General features: G+C 62.1%; 16 protein-coding genes, 1 tRNA gene, 1 other RNA gene and 1 riboswitch. Of the genes, 2 read left to right on the forward strand and 16 right to left on the reverse strand.

Annotated elements, in window-relative coordinates; genetic code table 11:
- Positions 1-189: 189 nt before the first annotated feature.
- The 13 genes from HFRIS_RS17345 to HFRIS_RS17405 all read right to left on the reverse strand — a co-directional run bounded on the left by HFRIS_RS17345 (position 190) and on the right by HFRIS_RS17405 (position 10,203).
- Entirely contained in the window at positions 190-669 is a 480-nt protein-coding gene (locus tag HFRIS_RS17345; protein ID WP_006464730.1) for a nucleoside deaminase, read from the reverse strand.
- Between the two features lie 8 nt (positions 670-677).
- Positions 678-1,304, reverse strand: coding sequence for a flavin reductase family protein (locus HFRIS_RS17350; protein ID WP_006464731.1), 627 nt, complete (start codon positions 1,302-1,304; stop codon positions 678-680).
- 93 nt (positions 1,305-1,397) lie between these two features.
- On the reverse strand, positions 1,398-2,480 hold the full coding sequence (locus HFRIS_RS17355) for a BMP family ABC transporter substrate-binding protein (protein WP_006464732.1): 1,083 nt from the start codon (positions 2,478-2,480) through the stop codon (positions 1,398-1,400).
- 265 nt (positions 2,481-2,745) lie between these two features.
- Positions 2,746-3,429 carry a GntR family transcriptional regulator gene (locus HFRIS_RS17360; protein ID WP_006464733.1) on the reverse strand — a complete coding sequence of 228 codons (684 nt, stop codon included), beginning with the start codon at positions 3,427-3,429 and terminating at the stop codon, positions 2,746-2,748.
- A 212-nt stretch (positions 3,430-3,641) separates the two neighbouring features.
- Positions 3,642-3,717: transfer RNA gene (locus HFRIS_RS17365), tRNA-Lys, on the reverse strand.
- A 119-nt stretch (positions 3,718-3,836) separates the two neighbouring features.
- Entirely contained in the window at positions 3,837-4,592 is a 756-nt protein-coding gene (gene ybgF, locus HFRIS_RS17370) for a tol-pal system protein YbgF (RefSeq protein WP_006464734.1), read from the reverse strand.
- 5 nt (positions 4,593-4,597) lie between these two features.
- A complete protein-coding gene (gene pal / locus HFRIS_RS17375; protein WP_006464735.1) occupies positions 4,598-5,116 on the reverse strand; it encodes a peptidoglycan-associated lipoprotein Pal in 519 nt (172 codons plus the stop codon).
- Between the two features lie 43 nt (positions 5,117-5,159).
- Complete coding sequence (tolB, locus tag HFRIS_RS17380; RefSeq protein ID WP_006464736.1) at positions 5,160-6,446, reverse strand: Tol-Pal system beta propeller repeat protein TolB; 1,287 nt, start codon at positions 6,444-6,446, stop codon at positions 5,160-5,162.
- Positions 6,447-6,449: 3 nt separating this feature from the next.
- Positions 6,450-7,424: a cell envelope integrity protein TolA gene (gene tolA, locus HFRIS_RS17385; protein WP_006464737.1), complete on the reverse strand. Its 975-nt coding sequence runs from the start codon at positions 7,422-7,424 to the stop codon at positions 6,450-6,452.
- A gap of 17 nt (positions 7,425-7,441) precedes the next feature.
- Positions 7,442-7,876 (reverse strand): biopolymer transporter ExbD, encoded by a 435-nt coding sequence (locus tag HFRIS_RS17390; RefSeq protein ID WP_039876230.1) that lies wholly within the window; start codon positions 7,874-7,876, stop codon positions 7,442-7,444.
- Positions 7,876-8,577 (reverse strand): protein TolQ, encoded by a 702-nt coding sequence (gene tolQ / locus HFRIS_RS17395; protein WP_006464739.1) that lies wholly within the window; start codon positions 8,575-8,577, stop codon positions 7,876-7,878. The genes HFRIS_RS17390 and tolQ overlap by 1 nt, the downstream gene beginning before the upstream one ends.
- Positions 8,578-8,787: 210 nt before the next feature.
- Entirely contained in the window at positions 8,788-9,240 is a 453-nt protein-coding gene (gene ybgC, locus HFRIS_RS17400) for a tol-pal system-associated acyl-CoA thioesterase (protein WP_006464740.1), read from the reverse strand.
- Between the two features lie 210 nt (positions 9,241-9,450).
- Positions 9,451-10,203, reverse strand: a complete 753-nt coding sequence (locus HFRIS_RS17405) for an SDR family oxidoreductase (protein WP_006464741.1) — start codon at positions 10,201-10,203, stop codon at positions 9,451-9,453.
- 236 nt (positions 10,204-10,439) lie between these two features.
- Positions 10,440-10,539, forward strand: a riboswitch (ZMP/ZTP riboswitch).
- A 140-nt stretch (positions 10,540-10,679) separates the two neighbouring features.
- Here HFRIS_RS17405 and glyA point away from each other — a divergent pair.
- Both glyA and nrdR read left to right on the forward strand, forming a co-directional pair.
- A complete protein-coding gene (glyA, locus tag HFRIS_RS17410; RefSeq protein WP_006464742.1) occupies positions 10,680-11,924 on the forward strand; it encodes a serine hydroxymethyltransferase in 1,245 nt (414 codons plus the stop codon).
- A 240-nt stretch (positions 11,925-12,164) separates the two neighbouring features.
- Entirely contained in the window at positions 12,165-12,644 is a 480-nt protein-coding gene (gene nrdR, locus HFRIS_RS17415; RefSeq protein ID WP_006464743.1) for a transcriptional regulator NrdR, read from the forward strand.
- Positions 12,645-12,719: 75 nt separating this feature from the next.
- Here nrdR and ssrS read toward each other — a convergent pair.
- The 3 genes from ssrS to HFRIS_RS17425 all read right to left on the reverse strand — a co-directional run bounded on the left by ssrS (position 12,720) and on the right by HFRIS_RS17425 (position 13,647).
- Positions 12,720-12,896, reverse strand: a non-coding RNA gene (gene ssrS, locus HFRIS_RS24970) — 6S RNA.
- A gap of 191 nt (positions 12,897-13,087) precedes the next feature.
- Positions 13,088-13,405, reverse strand: a complete 318-nt coding sequence (locus HFRIS_RS17420; RefSeq protein ID WP_006464744.1) for a cell division protein ZapA — start codon at positions 13,403-13,405, stop codon at positions 13,088-13,090.
- A complete protein-coding gene (locus HFRIS_RS17425; RefSeq protein WP_006464745.1) occupies positions 13,402-13,647 on the reverse strand; it encodes a hypothetical protein in 246 nt (81 codons plus the stop codon). Before HFRIS_RS17425 ends, HFRIS_RS17420 begins: the two co-directional genes overlap by 4 nt.
- Positions 13,648-13,707: the final 60 nt, after the last annotated feature.

Here is a 13,707-nt window from a genome sequence, read left to right on the forward strand (position 1 = left end):
GCGCAGGGCCTGGAGGTAGTAGGTCTGGGAGGTCGGGGGCGGTCGATCTCTTCGCTACCTCCCGTGCCAAGCACTTTCCATGCCGGTGGTGTTGCCGCCGGTCGGGTTTGGCGGAGATGGGTTGCGGTGAGGGGGAGCCGGCAGGCGGGGAAGTGCCTGCGCGGGGGGGGGACTGGCGGGACCGCGCCTTCAGGCCCCGAAGCGCTGCAATACCGTCACTGCCTCGGCGCCCAGCAAGGGACCTTCCACGCTGACCGCAGGTGCAGAATCTTGCACCACGTCAGCTGCGCGCAGGGGAAGTTGCGGCCCGCCCAGCGCGTCGCCGATCTGCGCAGTGGAGGCGGCATAGATCACGCGGCCGATGCCGCCCCAGAACATCGCGCCGCAGCACATTGCGCAGGGTTCGCCACTGGCGTAGACGGTGGCGCCGCGCATGGCTTCCAGCCCCAGCTCTTTCTGTGCGCGCCGCACCAGCACCATTTCGGCGTGGCCGGTGCAGTCGGCGGCGGTGTTCTGGTTGTTCATCGCCGTCATCAGCACCTTGCCGTCGGGCGCGACCAGGGTGGCGCCGAAGGGCATATCGCCGCGCTTGAGCGCTTGTTCGGAGGCATCGATGGCCAGGCGCATGGCGGCGTGGTCTTGTTCGTTGAAGGGGACGGGGATACGCATGGTCGGCCTCACATTTCGTCGATCGGGGTGGTGGCTTGTGCTTTGTCGAGCGTGAAGCGGCCGCTGGCGTTGAGGTAGAAGCTGGCGCCGAAGCGGCCTACCGGATGATAGTCCTGCAGGCGCACGCGCCATTGTTCGGTATCGACCAGGCCATCGCGCGCGGCCAGCCATTGCACGCGGCCGATGAAGATGTAGCGGCTGGCCGTTTCCAGTTTTTCATGCAGCACGCATTCAAAGGCGACCGGCGCCTCGGCGATGCGCGGCGGCCGGATCGTCTGCGCCGGCACGGGGTGCAGGCCGGCGTGCTCCAGCTCGCTCTGGTGTGGCGGCAGGGTGGCAGCGCAGGCGTCCATTTGCGCGCACATGGCCTCGTCGGTCAGGTGCACGACAAACTCGCCGGTGCGCAGGATGTTGGCTGCGGTGTCCTTGAGTGCGCCGTCCTGCAGGCGGTTGATGCTGACCATCACGATAGGCGGATCTTCGCCGAGCATGTTGAACATGGAGAACGGCGCGGCGTTGACCGTGCCGTCTTCGCCCAGCGTGGTGATGAGCGCGATCGGGCGCGGCACGATCAGGCTGGCCATCAGCTTGTAGCGCTGGTAGACGCTGAGTTCGGCGAAGTCGATTTCTGTCATGGCGTTTTCTTCATATTCCTTGAAGCGATTGTGAGCTTTCGGCTTGCCCCGTTTGCTCTCCCGAACAAAGCAAGCCGGTATCGGTAGCCAGGGTCAGGGTTGCTTGCCCTGGATGCCTTCCACATACCACTTCATGGTCCAGAGCTCGGACTCGGGTACGGTGCGGCGGGCGGCGACCTGCAACTGTCCGCCCTGGTTGTTGATGGGGCCGGCGAAGGGCTGCAAGGTGCCGGCGACGATGGCCTTGCGGCGCTCTTCCGCCTGCGCCACTACCTCCTTGGGCAGCCCGGCGTTGTAGGGGGCGAGCTGGAAGATACCCTCCTTCATGCCCCACTTGGTGTCCTCCGCCTTCCATTGGCCTTCCAGCACCTGCCGCACCTTGTGGACGTAGTACACGCCCCAGTTCAGCGTATTGCCGGTCAGATGCGCCCTGGGACCGAAGCGGCTCATGTCGGAGTCCTGGCCGAAGGCGTACAGGCCCTTGCTTTCCGCCACCTGCACCGGTGCCGGCGAGTCGGTGTTCTGGTAGAACACGTCGGCGCCTTGCGCGGCCAGCGTCTGCGCGGCATCGCGCTCCAGGCTGGGGTCGTACCAGGCGTTGATCCACACCACCTTGGCGTTGACCTTGGGGTTCACACTGCGAGCACCCAATACGAAGGCGTCCAGGTTGCGGATCACCTCGGGGATCGGAATCGGCGCCACATAGCCCAGCGTATTGGTCTTGGTCATGCGTCCGGCGATGGTGCCCAGCACATAGGCGCCTTCATAGAAACGCGTCTGGTACAGGCCGACATTGCGCGCCATCGTGTAGCCGGAGCAGTGTTCGAAGATCACGTCCGGGTTTTCCTTGGCCACGCGCAGCACCGGGTTCATGAAGCCGAACGAGGTGGCGAAGATCATCTTGCAGCCGTCATCGATCAGCTGGCGCATGACACGCTCGGCCTCCGGCGTTTCCGGCACGCGCTCGACGAATACCGTCTCGATGCGGGCGCCGAATTCCTTTTCCAGCATGCGTCGTCCGAGATCATGCTGGAAAGACCAGCCGATGTCGGCCACCGGCCCCGGATAGATGAAGCCGATCTTCAGCTTCGGTGCAGCGGCCAGGGCGGCGAACGGTTGCGAGGACGCAGCTACGGCGGCGGCGCTGGATGCAAGCAGAAATTGACGGCGGTTCATCACGGCGGGGCTCCTTGTTGGATGGATGGATCAGTGGCGAAAATTCGCTGTGATCGTATACATGCAATTTGGATGCCAGCCTTTGAATTATATTATCTATATGATTTTAAAGAAAATATTGTATTTATATGTATTGTATACAATTTTGAAAATGAACGCAGATGGGCGTTTTGCTCGTCCAGGGTGCTAGTCGTGCACCAGACGTGGGCAGTCCGGCGCCGGTGATCGGCGGTGGGGATGTGGGGAGAATGGACGCGGAGGAAGCTCAGAAAGCGCGGCGCAATGCGTCGGGCTTTTCTTCCGGCAGGCGCAGGCGGCCTTCCAGCGCCAGCAGGTGGCGTTCCATCTCGGCGCTGGCGCCATTGCCATCGCGCAGTGCCAGCAGGTCCACCAGGCGGCTGTGCTCGTCATGCTCGCAACTGGCCTCGCCGGGGGCTTCGTAGAGCGCGACGATGAGGGAGCAACGGGTCATCAGTTCGGTCAGCATGCGTTGCAGTACCTGGTTGCCGGACAGCTCCGCCAGCGCCAGGTGAAAGCCGCCAGCCAGGGCGACCCAGCGCGGGTGGTCGCCGTCATGCAGCGCGGCGTGCTCGGCCTGCAGGCGCTGCCGCAGTTTGGCGACGTCACCGTGGTCGATCTGGCGCGCCACTTCGCGCACGATGGCGCCTTCGATCGCCCGTCGGGCGGCGAAGACATCGCGTGTCTCCTTCGGTCCCGGTGTCGCCACCGCGGCGCCCTTGTTGGGTACCACATCGACAATGCGCAGCTCCGACAGCCGCCGCAGCGCTTGGCGCACCACGGTGCGGCTAACGCCGAACTGATCGCACAGGCTGGCCTCCTGCAGGCGCGTTCCGGGCTTCAGTCGGCCGTGCATGACGGCATTGAAGATGGCCTCGTAGACGGTCTGGTCGAGGGTTTCCGGCGTGTCGGCGGTGCGTTGCGGTTTCATTGGGCAGAGTGGGTTGCAGGGTGGCTGGCCGTGCAGGAGCATACACAGGCCGGCGGTATCATAACGCGCCACGGGCTCGGCCGGGCTGGCGCATCTGAATAAGCAAGGGGTGCGCCCGACGGCGGGGGCGGGGAAGCGGCTGAGGGACGGAGATGAAAAGAAAAAAGCCCACGTCAACGTGGGCTTTTTTCTTGAGACTACTGCTGAATTTCTGGTAGGCCGTGCGGGACTCGAACCTGCGACCAACGGATTAAAAGTCCGCTGCTCTACCAACTGAGCTAACGACCCGAAAGACCGCTATTATAGGCAAACTCTATCGACAGTGTCAACACTCTAGCACCACGTGTTGATGTCCAATCATTCTGCAGCCCGTCACGCGCCGACACGGTGCCGGCGCTGACTGGCCATTACTTCAATGACGCCATCCGTTCCTTGCCGGTTTGCGCGGCCGGGGTGTTCGGATACTTGGCGATCAATTGCTCCAGGGTCTTCTTGGCGGCTGCCTTGTCCTTCAACTCGGCTTGCGAGCTGGCGATGTTGAGCAGGGCGTCGGCGGCCTTGGGGTTGTCCGGATAATTCTTCACCACCACTTGCTGCGCGGCGATTGCACCCTTGTAGTCGCGCTGGGCGTACAGGGAGTTGCCTTGCCAGTATTGCGCCGAGGGGGCGTAGCCGGATTGCGGATAACGCTTCAGGAAGTCGGCAAAGGCATTGCCTGCTCCCTTGTAGTCGCCACCCTTGAATTGCGACAGCGCCGCATCATAGGCCTGCTGTTCGGACACGCCCACAGCCACGGTCTGGCCGTCCACGCTGACCTGCTGCGGCTCTAGCTTGCGCAGGCGCGCATCCAGATCGACGTAGAAGTCCTTCTGACGTTGCTGGGCGTTGGTAATCTCGTTGGTCAAGACCTCGATCTGGCCGCGCAACGCGGCAATCTGCGACTGCAGGTTGTCGTTGCGGTCCGAGAGGGTCAGGACACTGTTCTTGTCGGCCTTGTTGGCGACGTCGCGCTGCAGGGCTTCGATCTTGGAGCGGATGTCCAGGATGGCCTTGCGTGCTTCGTCATCGTCAAACATGCCGGCACGGGCGGTAAGCGGTAGGAAAGCCGTGGCGGCCAGCAAGGCCGCCACGGTCACCGATTTCAGTTTGAAAGCGGTATGCATGTCGATTATTGATAAGCGATGTCAGCGCGACGGTTCTCGGCGTAGGACGATTCATCCTGGCCCAGTGCCTTGGGCTTTTCCTTGCCGAAGGAAACCGCTTCCACTTGTGCATCCGACACGCCCAGCAGGACCAGGGCCTTGCGGACGGCTTCAGCACGCTTCTGACCCAGGGCCAGGTTGTACTCGGCGCCACCGCGATCATCGGTGTTGCCCTGGATGATGACCTTGCGATCCTTGTGCGCCACCAGGTACTTGGCGTGGTTCTCGATGACGGTACGGTATTCCGGCTTGACGGTGTAGCTGTCGTAGTCGAAGTACACGCTACGCTTGGCCAACACGCCTTGCGGGTCGTTCAGCGGATCGACGGAACCGGCGTTGACGGTGCCCACCGAGCGGGTGTCAGCGCCGTTGCTGGCGCCGTTCTGCACGGGAGCGTTAGCCTTGTCGTCCAGCTTGGTGGACGAGCAGGCGGCCAGCAGGACTGCACTGGAGACGATGAGGGCGAAGGTACTGATAGTGCGCATTTTGGATTTCTCCTTGTCGTGATGAAAGCAATATTGGATTTCTTTATTTCATGAACGGACCCCAGGTCGGTTCCCTGATATCACCGGCCTGCGTCGTGAGACGCTGTTTGATTCGGCCGTCGACGGAGACGACGGCCAGGGATCCGCGACGACCAGATTCCGTCGCGTACATGATGTATTTGCCGTTGGGCGCAAAGCTGGGCGATTGGTCGCGACCGCCGTCGGAGAGGCGGGTCTCCTGGCCATTGGTCAGGTCCAGCGCATAGAGCTGGAACAGGCCGTCGCGACGCGAGATGAAGGCCAGCGTCTTGCCGTCAGGCGAAATGCGCGGGCTGATGTTGTAGCTGCCGTTGAAGGTGACGCGCTGCGGCGAGCCGCCATCCAGGCCGACCTTGTACACCTGCGGGCCGCCGCTGCGGTCGCTGGTGAAATAGATGCTGCCGCCATCGGGCGAGAACTGCGGTTCGGTATCGATGCCGGCGCTGTTGGTCAGGCGACGCAGGCCGGAGCCGTCGGCATTGATCACGTAGACCTGGGTCAGGCCGTCGCGGGTCAGGGCCACGGCCAGGCGCGAACCGTCCGGCGACCAGGCCGGGGCCGAGTTGCTGCCCTTGAAGTTGGCCACGATGGAGCGCTGGCGGGTCACCAGGTTCTGGATGTAGACCACCGGCTTCTTCATTTCGAAGGAGACGTAGGCGACCTTGGTGCCATCGGGCGACCAGGACGGCGAGATGATGGGCTCATTGGAGCGCAGCGCCACCTGGGTGCCTTCGCCATCGGCGTCTGCCACTTCCAGGCGATATTCGCCGCCTGACTTGGTCACGTAGGAAATGCGGGTGGAGAAGATGCCGGGGATGCCGGTCAGCTTCTGATAGATGTCATCGGCGATCTTGTGGGCGGTCAGGCGCAGCAGCTGCGGCTGGGCGCCGATGGAGAGCGCCGACAGCTGGCTCGACTGCACGGTGTCGAAGAGGCGGTAGCGCACGTCGAAGCGGCCATCGGCCAGGCGCGTGACGCTACCTACGGCCAGCGCATTGGCGCCGCGCTTCTGCCAGTCGCCATAGTTGATGGCGGAGGAATCGGAGAGGGCATCGCCATTGTCGATGAGCTTGAAGATGCCGCTGCGGGCCAGGTCGGCCTTGACCACCGAGGTGATCTGTTGCGGTGCCGATTCCTCGCCGGGGAAGGCGGTGATGGCGATCGGGATCTGCGAAGCACCCACGCCGGTGATCTCGAAGCGGATCTGCGCCTGCGAGGCCGGGGCGAAGGACAGGCCGGCCACCACGGCGGTGGCGGCGGCGATGCTGGTCAGGTAACGGGCTTTAATCATCGTTTACTGATCTTTCGGATAATGGGTGAAAGTGAAGCTGGACGGTACCTTGCCATCCTTGTCGGCCGGGAAGGGCTGCGACTTCATGATGGCCGTACGCACGGCTTCGTCGAAGCCCGGCACGCCTGAAGGTTTGTTCACACGAACCGTGCGCACGCTACCATCCGGGAACAATTCGACAGTGTACTCCCCGGCTGGGTTTCCGCTCACGCCGCTGTTATCGAACACAGTGTTGCTGCGGATCTTGGCACGCAGCTTGTTGGCGTAATCGGGGCTGCCCTTGGGACCCTGCGACTTCTCGGCCGTGCCGGTACCACCGGTGGCGCTGGTGGCCTGGCCCATCATGCGCTTCAGGTCTTCCTGGCGGCGCTGTTCGGCGGCCTTGGCGTCGGCGGCGGCCTGCTGCTGCTTCTTCTTGTCGGCAGCCTGCTTCTCGGCATCAGCCTTCTTCTTGGCCTCTTCTTCCTTCTGTTTCTCTTCCTTCAGCTTCTTCTGCTTTTCGGCTTCCAGCTTTTCCTTCTTTTCGCGGTCAGCCTTGTCCTTTTCGGCCTGCTCCTTCTTCTCGCGCTCGGCCTTTTCCTTCTCGGCCTTGAGCTTGTCAGCCTTTTCCTGTTTCTCTTGCTTCTCCTGCTCTTCCTTGCGCTTCTTTTCCTTTTCAAGGGCGATATCGGGCTTCTCGACCTTGGGTTCGTCGATCACCTTGGGCGGGACTGGCTTGGGTTCAGGCTGGGGCTGCGGTTGCGGCTTGGGCGGTTCCACCACCGGGTCCGGTTCGGGCTGGGGCGGGGTGGGCAGGGGGGCGGCTTCCTTGTATTGCGGGTCCCAGATCTCGGCTTCCACCGTGAGCGGGGTCTCGCTCTGCCAGCGGATCCCGATCCAGAAGAACAGGAACAAGGCCACGTGCATCACCAGCGCCAGCGTGATGGCGCGCCAGCGGCCCGGTGCCTTGGGGATGTTGTAGTGTGCGTTATCGCTCATATCGCTGGGGCGTGCGCTTACTTGGTGGCCAGGCCGACCCGCGCGATGCCCTGTTTCTTCGCTTCCGAGATCACCTGGACCACTTCGTCGTACTTGATTTCCTTGTCCGCCGAAATCATCACGGCCAGCTCGGGATTGTCTTCATGCAGCTTGCGCAGGCGCTCCGACAGGTCGGTCTTGCCGGTCACGGTCTCGGCCTTCTTGCCGCCGCTCTTGGGGCCGTTGATGCGGATCGTGGCCTGGGTATTGGGCTTCAGGGCGATCTCGATGTAATCCGACGGCGGCTGGGTGGACTTGCCGGCCGTGGGCAGGTTGATCACGCTGGGGTTGGTGATGGGCGTGGCCACCATGAAGATGATCAGCAGCACCAGCATCACGTCGATGTAGGGGACGACGTTGATTTCCGACTTGAACTTGCGGGGACGGCCCCCGCGCATCGATGACCCAGCCATTAGCGTGCCTGACGTTGCAAGATGTTGGAGAACTCTTCGATGAAGCTTTCGAAGCGGATCGCCAGGCGATCGATGTCGTGCGAGTAGCGGTTGTAGGCGACCACGGCTGGGATCGCGGCGAACAGGCCGATGGCGGTGGCGATCAGGGCCTCGGCGATGCCGGGGGCGACGGCCGCCAGGGTAGCCTGCTGCACGTTGGCCAGGCCGCGGAAGGCGTTCATGATGCCCCAGACGGTACCGAACAGGCCCACATACGGGGACACCGAACCAACCGATGCCAGGAAGGCCAGGTGCGATTCGAGGGCGTCCATTTCGCGCTGGTAGGCGGCGCGCATGGCGCGGCGGGCGCCGTCCAGCAGCAGGCCGGGTTCGACCGCGCCGCCACGGGCCGTGACCGAGGCCTTGGCCTTGGTGAATTCACCCATGCCGGCCTGGAAGATGCGTTCCATCGCGCCACCGCTACCGGCCTTGCGGCGATTGGACAGGGCTTCCTGGTACAGCGCCGACAGGTTGCCGCCGGACCAGAAGACGCGTTCGAATTCCTCGGTCTGCACGCGCGCGGCGCGGATGGTGAACATCTTGCGGAAGATGTAGGTCCAGCTGATGATCGATGCCGACAGCAGCAGCAGCATCACCAGTTGCACCAAAACGGACGCGTTTGCGATCAGTGAAATGAAGGACAGGTCTTGTGTGACGTTCATGGGGAAATGTGGCGGCGTGGCAGCGGTGAATGGATTGGTAAGTCGGCGGTTTGTATCTTTTGTTCAGTTGTAGATTCAGTTACATGAAACAAAAGACGGTCATTGTAGGGAGAAGGTTTCCGGCACGGATATCGTCCCAAGCGGCAAGATTGCCTGTTGGGGCAGTTGTGCTACCTGCCATAAAGGTCCGGATGAGCTTTTCCGTTGACATCATGCGGCTTTCTTGATGCAGGCGAGCACTTCTTCGGGAATGGGGCGCGGGCGGAACGTGGCTGCGTCCACGCAGACCACGGTGATGCTGCCCCGTGCCAGCAACGTCGCGTCCTGGTCGCTGGCGGCATTGCCATCCCCCGACGGCAGGCGCCAGGCCTCCTGGGAAAATTCCATGGAGGCATTTCGAAGTTTTTCGACCACGACGGTCAGGCGGAGTTCATCGTCCAGGCGCGCTGGCGAGAGATAGTCGACGTTGGTGTTCCTGACCACGAAGATGGCGCCGGTGGTCTCGGCCAGGTGTTGCTGCTGGAAACCGAAGGAGCGCAGCCATTCCGTGCGGGCGCGCTCGAAGAACTTCAGGTAATTGGCGTAGAAGACCACGCCTCCGGTGTCGGTATCTTCATAGTAGACCCGGATGTTCCAGTCGAATGGACTACTGGCGGCACTCATATGCTTCTTGTTATTGGGAAATCTGCTGTGGCAGCTGAAAAGAAATCAAGGAAGCGGAAAGCCATCAATGCGAACTGGGTGTTGCCTCAAATGCAAGATTTAGTGGAGGTCACGCATCTTGCACTGGGGAACTGATCGCAAAGGGGCTTGCAAATGGCGTTCCTGCGGTGCCGGAGCGTTCCCGGCAAAAACGCCATTTTACCCCATCCCTTACTGTTTGCGCTTGATGTTGAAGGGGCTGAAGCCCTGGCAGGTCGGCATCAGTTCCATGTAGTTGATGTTGACGTGTGCCGGCATGGTGGCGACCCAGAAGGCGGCTTCGGCGATATCGTCGGCCGTCAGCGGGGTAGTGCCTTCATAGACCTTGGCGGCCGCGCCGTCATCGCCCTTGAAGCGCACATTGGAGAACTCGGTGCCGCCGCACAGGCCAGGGGCCAGGTTGGTGGCGCGCACGCCAGTACCCACCAGATCGGCGCGCAGGTTCAGGGTGAACTGGTCGACGAAGGCCTTGGTGGCGCCGTAGACGTTGCCGCCCGGGTAGGGGTAGGCGCCGGCCACCGAGCCCAGGTTGATGATGGTGCCGCTGCCGCGCTTGACCATCTCGGGCAGCAGGGCGTGGGTGATGGTGACCAGACCCTTGACGTTGGTGTCGATCATGGTTTCCCAGTCCGACAGCGCGACTTCGTGGGCCGGGCCCAGGCCCAGGGCCAGACCGGCGTTGTTGATCAGGACGTCGACCTGCTTCCAGTCACCGGTCAGGCTGGCCAGGCCGGCGTCGATGGAGGACTTGCTGGTCACGTCCAGCACCAGCGGCAGTACCTTGTCGGCACCCAGTTCCTTGACCAGGTCATCCAGGCGCTCCTTGCGGCGACCGGCGGCGATCACCTTGTGACCATTGCCGGCGAATTTGCGCGCCATGGCGGCGCCGAAGCCTGCGGTAGCTCCCGTAATCAACACGACCATCTCTTGATTCTCCTGTGTGTGGCGTAAGAACCGGTGCCGGTGCTCAGGTCGCAGGCGGAACGGCGTCCCTGCGCTTCACCCCGGCGATCCCGGAAGAAAACGAAATTGTAGCCCAAAGCCGGTTTTTACGAAGTGCGGCTCGCTTTTGGTGCTGCTGCGGGGCCGGTTGGCGCATGTTGCGCCTGCGCCATGGTTCTTGCCGAAATCGCCCCATTTCACTACAATGCGCTCACCATTTCGTCTCACGTGACTGGCGAAACGTCGGGTAAAACCGACCAAGATGGGGATCCATCGGGAAGCGTGAGATTTCAACAGCCGTGCGCCTGGGCAGCCGAATGGACAGTACGACTGAGGCTGCCCGCAATCCCCCCGTATTTTCTGGCCCTCATTCGATTTTGGAAGTCGAGCATCAGGCATGCCTTCGCGCAGCCGGTGACCCGATCTTCGGCCGCACCTCATCAATTTGGAGAAACACCATGTTTGACAAGAACCAGACTCTCGCGAAAGTCGATCCCGACCTGTGGTCTGCCATCCAGAAGGAAAACGCACGCCAGCAGGATCACATCGAGCTGATCGCTTCTGAAAACTACACCTCGCCGGCCGTCATGGAAGCGCAAGGTTCGCAACTGACCAACAAGTACGCCGAAGGCTATCCGGGCAAGCGCTACTACGGTGGCTGCGAATACGTGGACGTGGCCGAGCAGCTGGCCATCGACCGCTTGAAGGCCCTGTTCGGCGCCGAAGCCGCCAACGTGCAACCCAACTCCGGTTCCCAGGCCAACCAGGGCGTGTTCTTCGCCATGTTGAAGCCGGGCGACACCATCATGGGCATGTCGCTGGCAGAAGGCGGCCACCTGACCCACGGCATGGCACTGAACATGTCGGGCAAGTGGTTCAACGTCGTCTCCTATGGCCTGAACGACAAGGAAGAGATCGACTACGAAGCCATGGAAGCCCTGGCTCGCGAGAAGAAGCCCAAGCTGATCATCGCTGGCGCCTCCGCCTACTCGCTGCGCATCGACTTCGAGCGCTTCTCCAAGATCGCCAAGGAAGTCGGCGCCTACTTCATGGTCGACATGGCCCACTATGCCGGCCTGATCGCCGCCGGTGTGTACCCCAACCCGGTGCCCTTCGCCGACTTCGTCACCTCGACCACCCACAAGTCCCTGCGCGGTCCGCGCGGTGGCGTGATCCTGATGAAGGCCGAGCATGAAAAGGCCATCAACTCGGCCATCTTCCCTGGTATCCAGGGCGGTCCGCTGATGCACGTCATCGCCGCCAAGGCCGTGGCCTTCAAGGAAGCCGCTTCGCCCGAATTCAAGGCCTACCAGCAGCAGGTGGTCAAGAACGCCGATGTGCTGGCCAAGACCCTGATCAAGCGTGGTCTGCGCATCGTCTCCGGCGGTACCGAGTCGCACGTGATGCTGGTGGACCTGCGCCCCAAGGGCCTGACCGGCAAGGAAGCCGAAGCCATCCTGGGTTCGGCCCACATGACCTGCAACAAGAACGGCATCCCCAACGATCCGGAAAAGCCGTTCGTGACCTCGGGCATCCGCCTGGGCAGCCCGGCCATGACCACCCGTGGTTTCAAGGAAGCCGAGGCCGAGAAGGTCGGCAACCTGATCGCCGACGTGCTGGACAACCCGCATGACGCGGCCACCATCGAGCGCGTCAAGGTCGAGGTCAAGAAGCTGACCGACGCCTTCCCGGTCTACGGCTGATTGTCTCTGACGTGACGACGCCGGTCCGATGCGGGCCGGCATCGTCGGTCTGCCGGATCGATGTCTTGCCCGACGGCGCCCGTTTTTGCGGGCGCCGTCGTTTATCTGCACTACGATACGATGGCTGTCACGGTGAGCGGGTGCAATACTGCGCCCTCTGCGCCAGGTCGCGAAGTCGTGCTGCAATACGAAGTCAGGAGGGTGGTCCTCCTTGTCCAGTCCAACCAAACCACTGCTGCCATGAAGTGCCCATTCTGCAATCACGAAGATACCCCGGTGCTGGACACCCGTCTGTCCGAGGACGGTCATTCGATCCGCCGTCGTCGCCGCTGCGGCAATTGCGACAAGCGCTTCACGACCTACGAGCGCATCGAGCTGACCCTGCCGGTGATCGTCAAGAAGAATGGCAGTCGTACCGAGTTCGACCCCAGCAAGCTGCGCGGCAGCCTGATGCTGGCCCTGCGCAAGCGACCGGTGTCGGCCGAGGCGGTGGACATGGCGATCCAGAGCATCCAGGACAAGCTGCTGCAGAGCGGCGAACGGGAAGTGATGTCGGGGCAGGTGGGCGAGCTGGTCATGCGCGAACTCAAGCGGCTGGACAAGATTGCCTATATCCGCTTCGCCTCGGTGTACAAGAGCTTCGAGGATGTGACCGAATTCCAGGATGCCATCGATGAGGTGGGGCAGGAGCGCAAGGGCGCGAGAAAGCGCGAGAGCTGAGCTGCGTTGCACTGCGTCCGGTGCAAACTGGACGGGCATAAAAAAACGGCTGCAGATGCAGCCGTTTTTCTTGAATCAAGTCCCGCCTGTGCCGCTGTGCCGGCATCCTGAACCTGACGGTTCAAGTTGGCTGCAGTAGTTCAATTTCGGGTTCATCGGTCTAGCGACGCTCACGCCCATCAAACGATCCCACAGCCTATGCTCGTAAATGGTTCAAGGAATATATGGCAATCGCGAACACGGCAGGAGTACGAAGTCTAACCCATTCACCGCCGCTCTCCAAGACCTGAACGAAAAATTTCTGGGCGATTTTGTAACCAGTGTTTCGACAGGCTGATTCGCCGCGCCGTCACGAACTACCAGCAACACATGAAATGAAAATGGCTGCCCGAAGGCAGCCATTTTTCTTGCGCTGTGCAGATTGGTCCGGATATCCGAACAGTTCAGAACAGTTTTTCCTGTGGCGCCAATGCCTGGTCCACCACCTCGGTGATGGCGGTGATCTGTTGCTGCCACTGGGCAATGGTGAGACCGGCGAAGGGGCCTTCGGCACGTTGCATGGTCAGCAACTCGGCAGCGATGCCCAATCCGGCCATCACGGCGATGCGGTCGGTGCCCTTGATGCGACCGGCATCGCGGATGGCGCGCATCTTCTGGTCGAGATAGGCCACGGCGTGATGCAGCGCGGCTTGTTCGCCTTCCTGGCATGCCAGGGTGTAGGACTGGCCCATGATCATGGCCTGGATCTGGATGGTGCTCATGCGGTCTCCTCATCGGCCGACAGCGCGGCTTCGGGGGCCTCGGCGACCTCGGCCACCGGCAGCTGCGCCAGGACGGTGCTCACGCGCCGGTAGGCATCATCCACCCGGCCGGAGAGGGTGGTGTTTTCTTCGGAGAGCAGTTTGACTTTCCGGCGCAGCTCGGCATTTTCTTCGCGCAGGCCTTGTGCCAGCTTGGCGAGCTGAGTGACTTTTTCAGCCAGTTGCAGGAATTCTGAACTCATGTGGTGATTGTTCGCAGGATGGAATTGCGCTGGCGGGCGCCAGTACGTGTCAGGAATGTT

This window comes from Herbaspirillum frisingense GSF30, from assembly GCF_000300975.2.
Taxonomy (GTDB): Bacteria; Pseudomonadota; Gammaproteobacteria; order Burkholderiales; family Burkholderiaceae_D; genus Herbaspirillum; species Herbaspirillum frisingense.

What these genes read in the sequence shown, in the direction of transcription:
- nrdR (WP_006464743.1), top strand. Translation starts at nt 12,165, where the DNA reads ATGAAGTGCCCATTCTGCAATCACGAAGATACCCCGGTGCTGGACACC.
- ybgC (WP_006464740.1), bottom strand. Translation starts at nt 9,240, where the DNA reads ATGAGTGCCGCCAGTAGTCCATTCGACTGGAACATCCGGGTCTACTAT.
- HFRIS_RS17420 (WP_006464744.1), bottom strand. Translation starts at nt 13,405, where the DNA reads ATGAGCACCATCCAGATCCAGGCCATGATCATGGGCCAGTCCTACACC.
- HFRIS_RS17360 (WP_006464733.1), bottom strand. Translation starts at nt 3,429, where the DNA reads ATGAAACCGCAACGCACCGCCGACACGCCGGAAACCCTCGACCAGACC.
- HFRIS_RS17390 (WP_039876230.1), bottom strand. Translation starts at nt 7,876, where the DNA reads ATGGCTGGGTCATCGATGCGCGGGGGCCGTCCCCGCAAGTTCAAGTCG.
- ybgF (WP_006464734.1), bottom strand. Translation starts at nt 4,592, where the DNA reads ATGCATACCGCTTTCAAACTGAAATCGGTGACCGTGGCGGCCTTGCTG.
- HFRIS_RS17345 (WP_006464730.1), bottom strand. Translation starts at nt 669, where the DNA reads ATGCGTATCCCCGTCCCCTTCAACGAACAAGACCACGCCGCCATGCGC.
- glyA (WP_006464742.1), top strand. Translation starts at nt 10,680, where the DNA reads ATGTTTGACAAGAACCAGACTCTCGCGAAAGTCGATCCCGACCTGTGG.
- tolB (WP_006464736.1), bottom strand. Translation starts at nt 6,446, where the DNA reads ATGATTAAAGCCCGTTACCTGACCAGCATCGCCGCCGCCACCGCCGTG.
- tolA (WP_006464737.1), bottom strand. Translation starts at nt 7,424, where the DNA reads ATGAGCGATAACGCACACTACAACATCCCCAAGGCACCGGGCCGCTGG.
- pal (WP_006464735.1), bottom strand. Translation starts at nt 5,116, where the DNA reads ATGCGCACTATCAGTACCTTCGCCCTCATCGTCTCCAGTGCAGTCCTG.
- HFRIS_RS17355 (WP_006464732.1), bottom strand. Translation starts at nt 2,480, where the DNA reads ATGAACCGCCGTCAATTTCTGCTTGCATCCAGCGCCGCCGCCGTAGCT.
- tolQ (WP_006464739.1), bottom strand. Translation starts at nt 8,577, where the DNA reads ATGAACGTCACACAAGACCTGTCCTTCATTTCACTGATCGCAAACGCG.
- HFRIS_RS17425 (WP_006464745.1), bottom strand. Translation starts at nt 13,647, where the DNA reads ATGAGTTCAGAATTCCTGCAACTGGCTGAAAAAGTCACTCAGCTCGCC.
- HFRIS_RS17405 (WP_006464741.1), bottom strand. Translation starts at nt 10,203, where the DNA reads ATGGTCGTGTTGATTACGGGAGCTACCGCAGGCTTCGGCGCCGCCATG.
- HFRIS_RS17350 (WP_006464731.1), bottom strand. Translation starts at nt 1,304, where the DNA reads ATGACAGAAATCGACTTCGCCGAACTCAGCGTCTACCAGCGCTACAAG.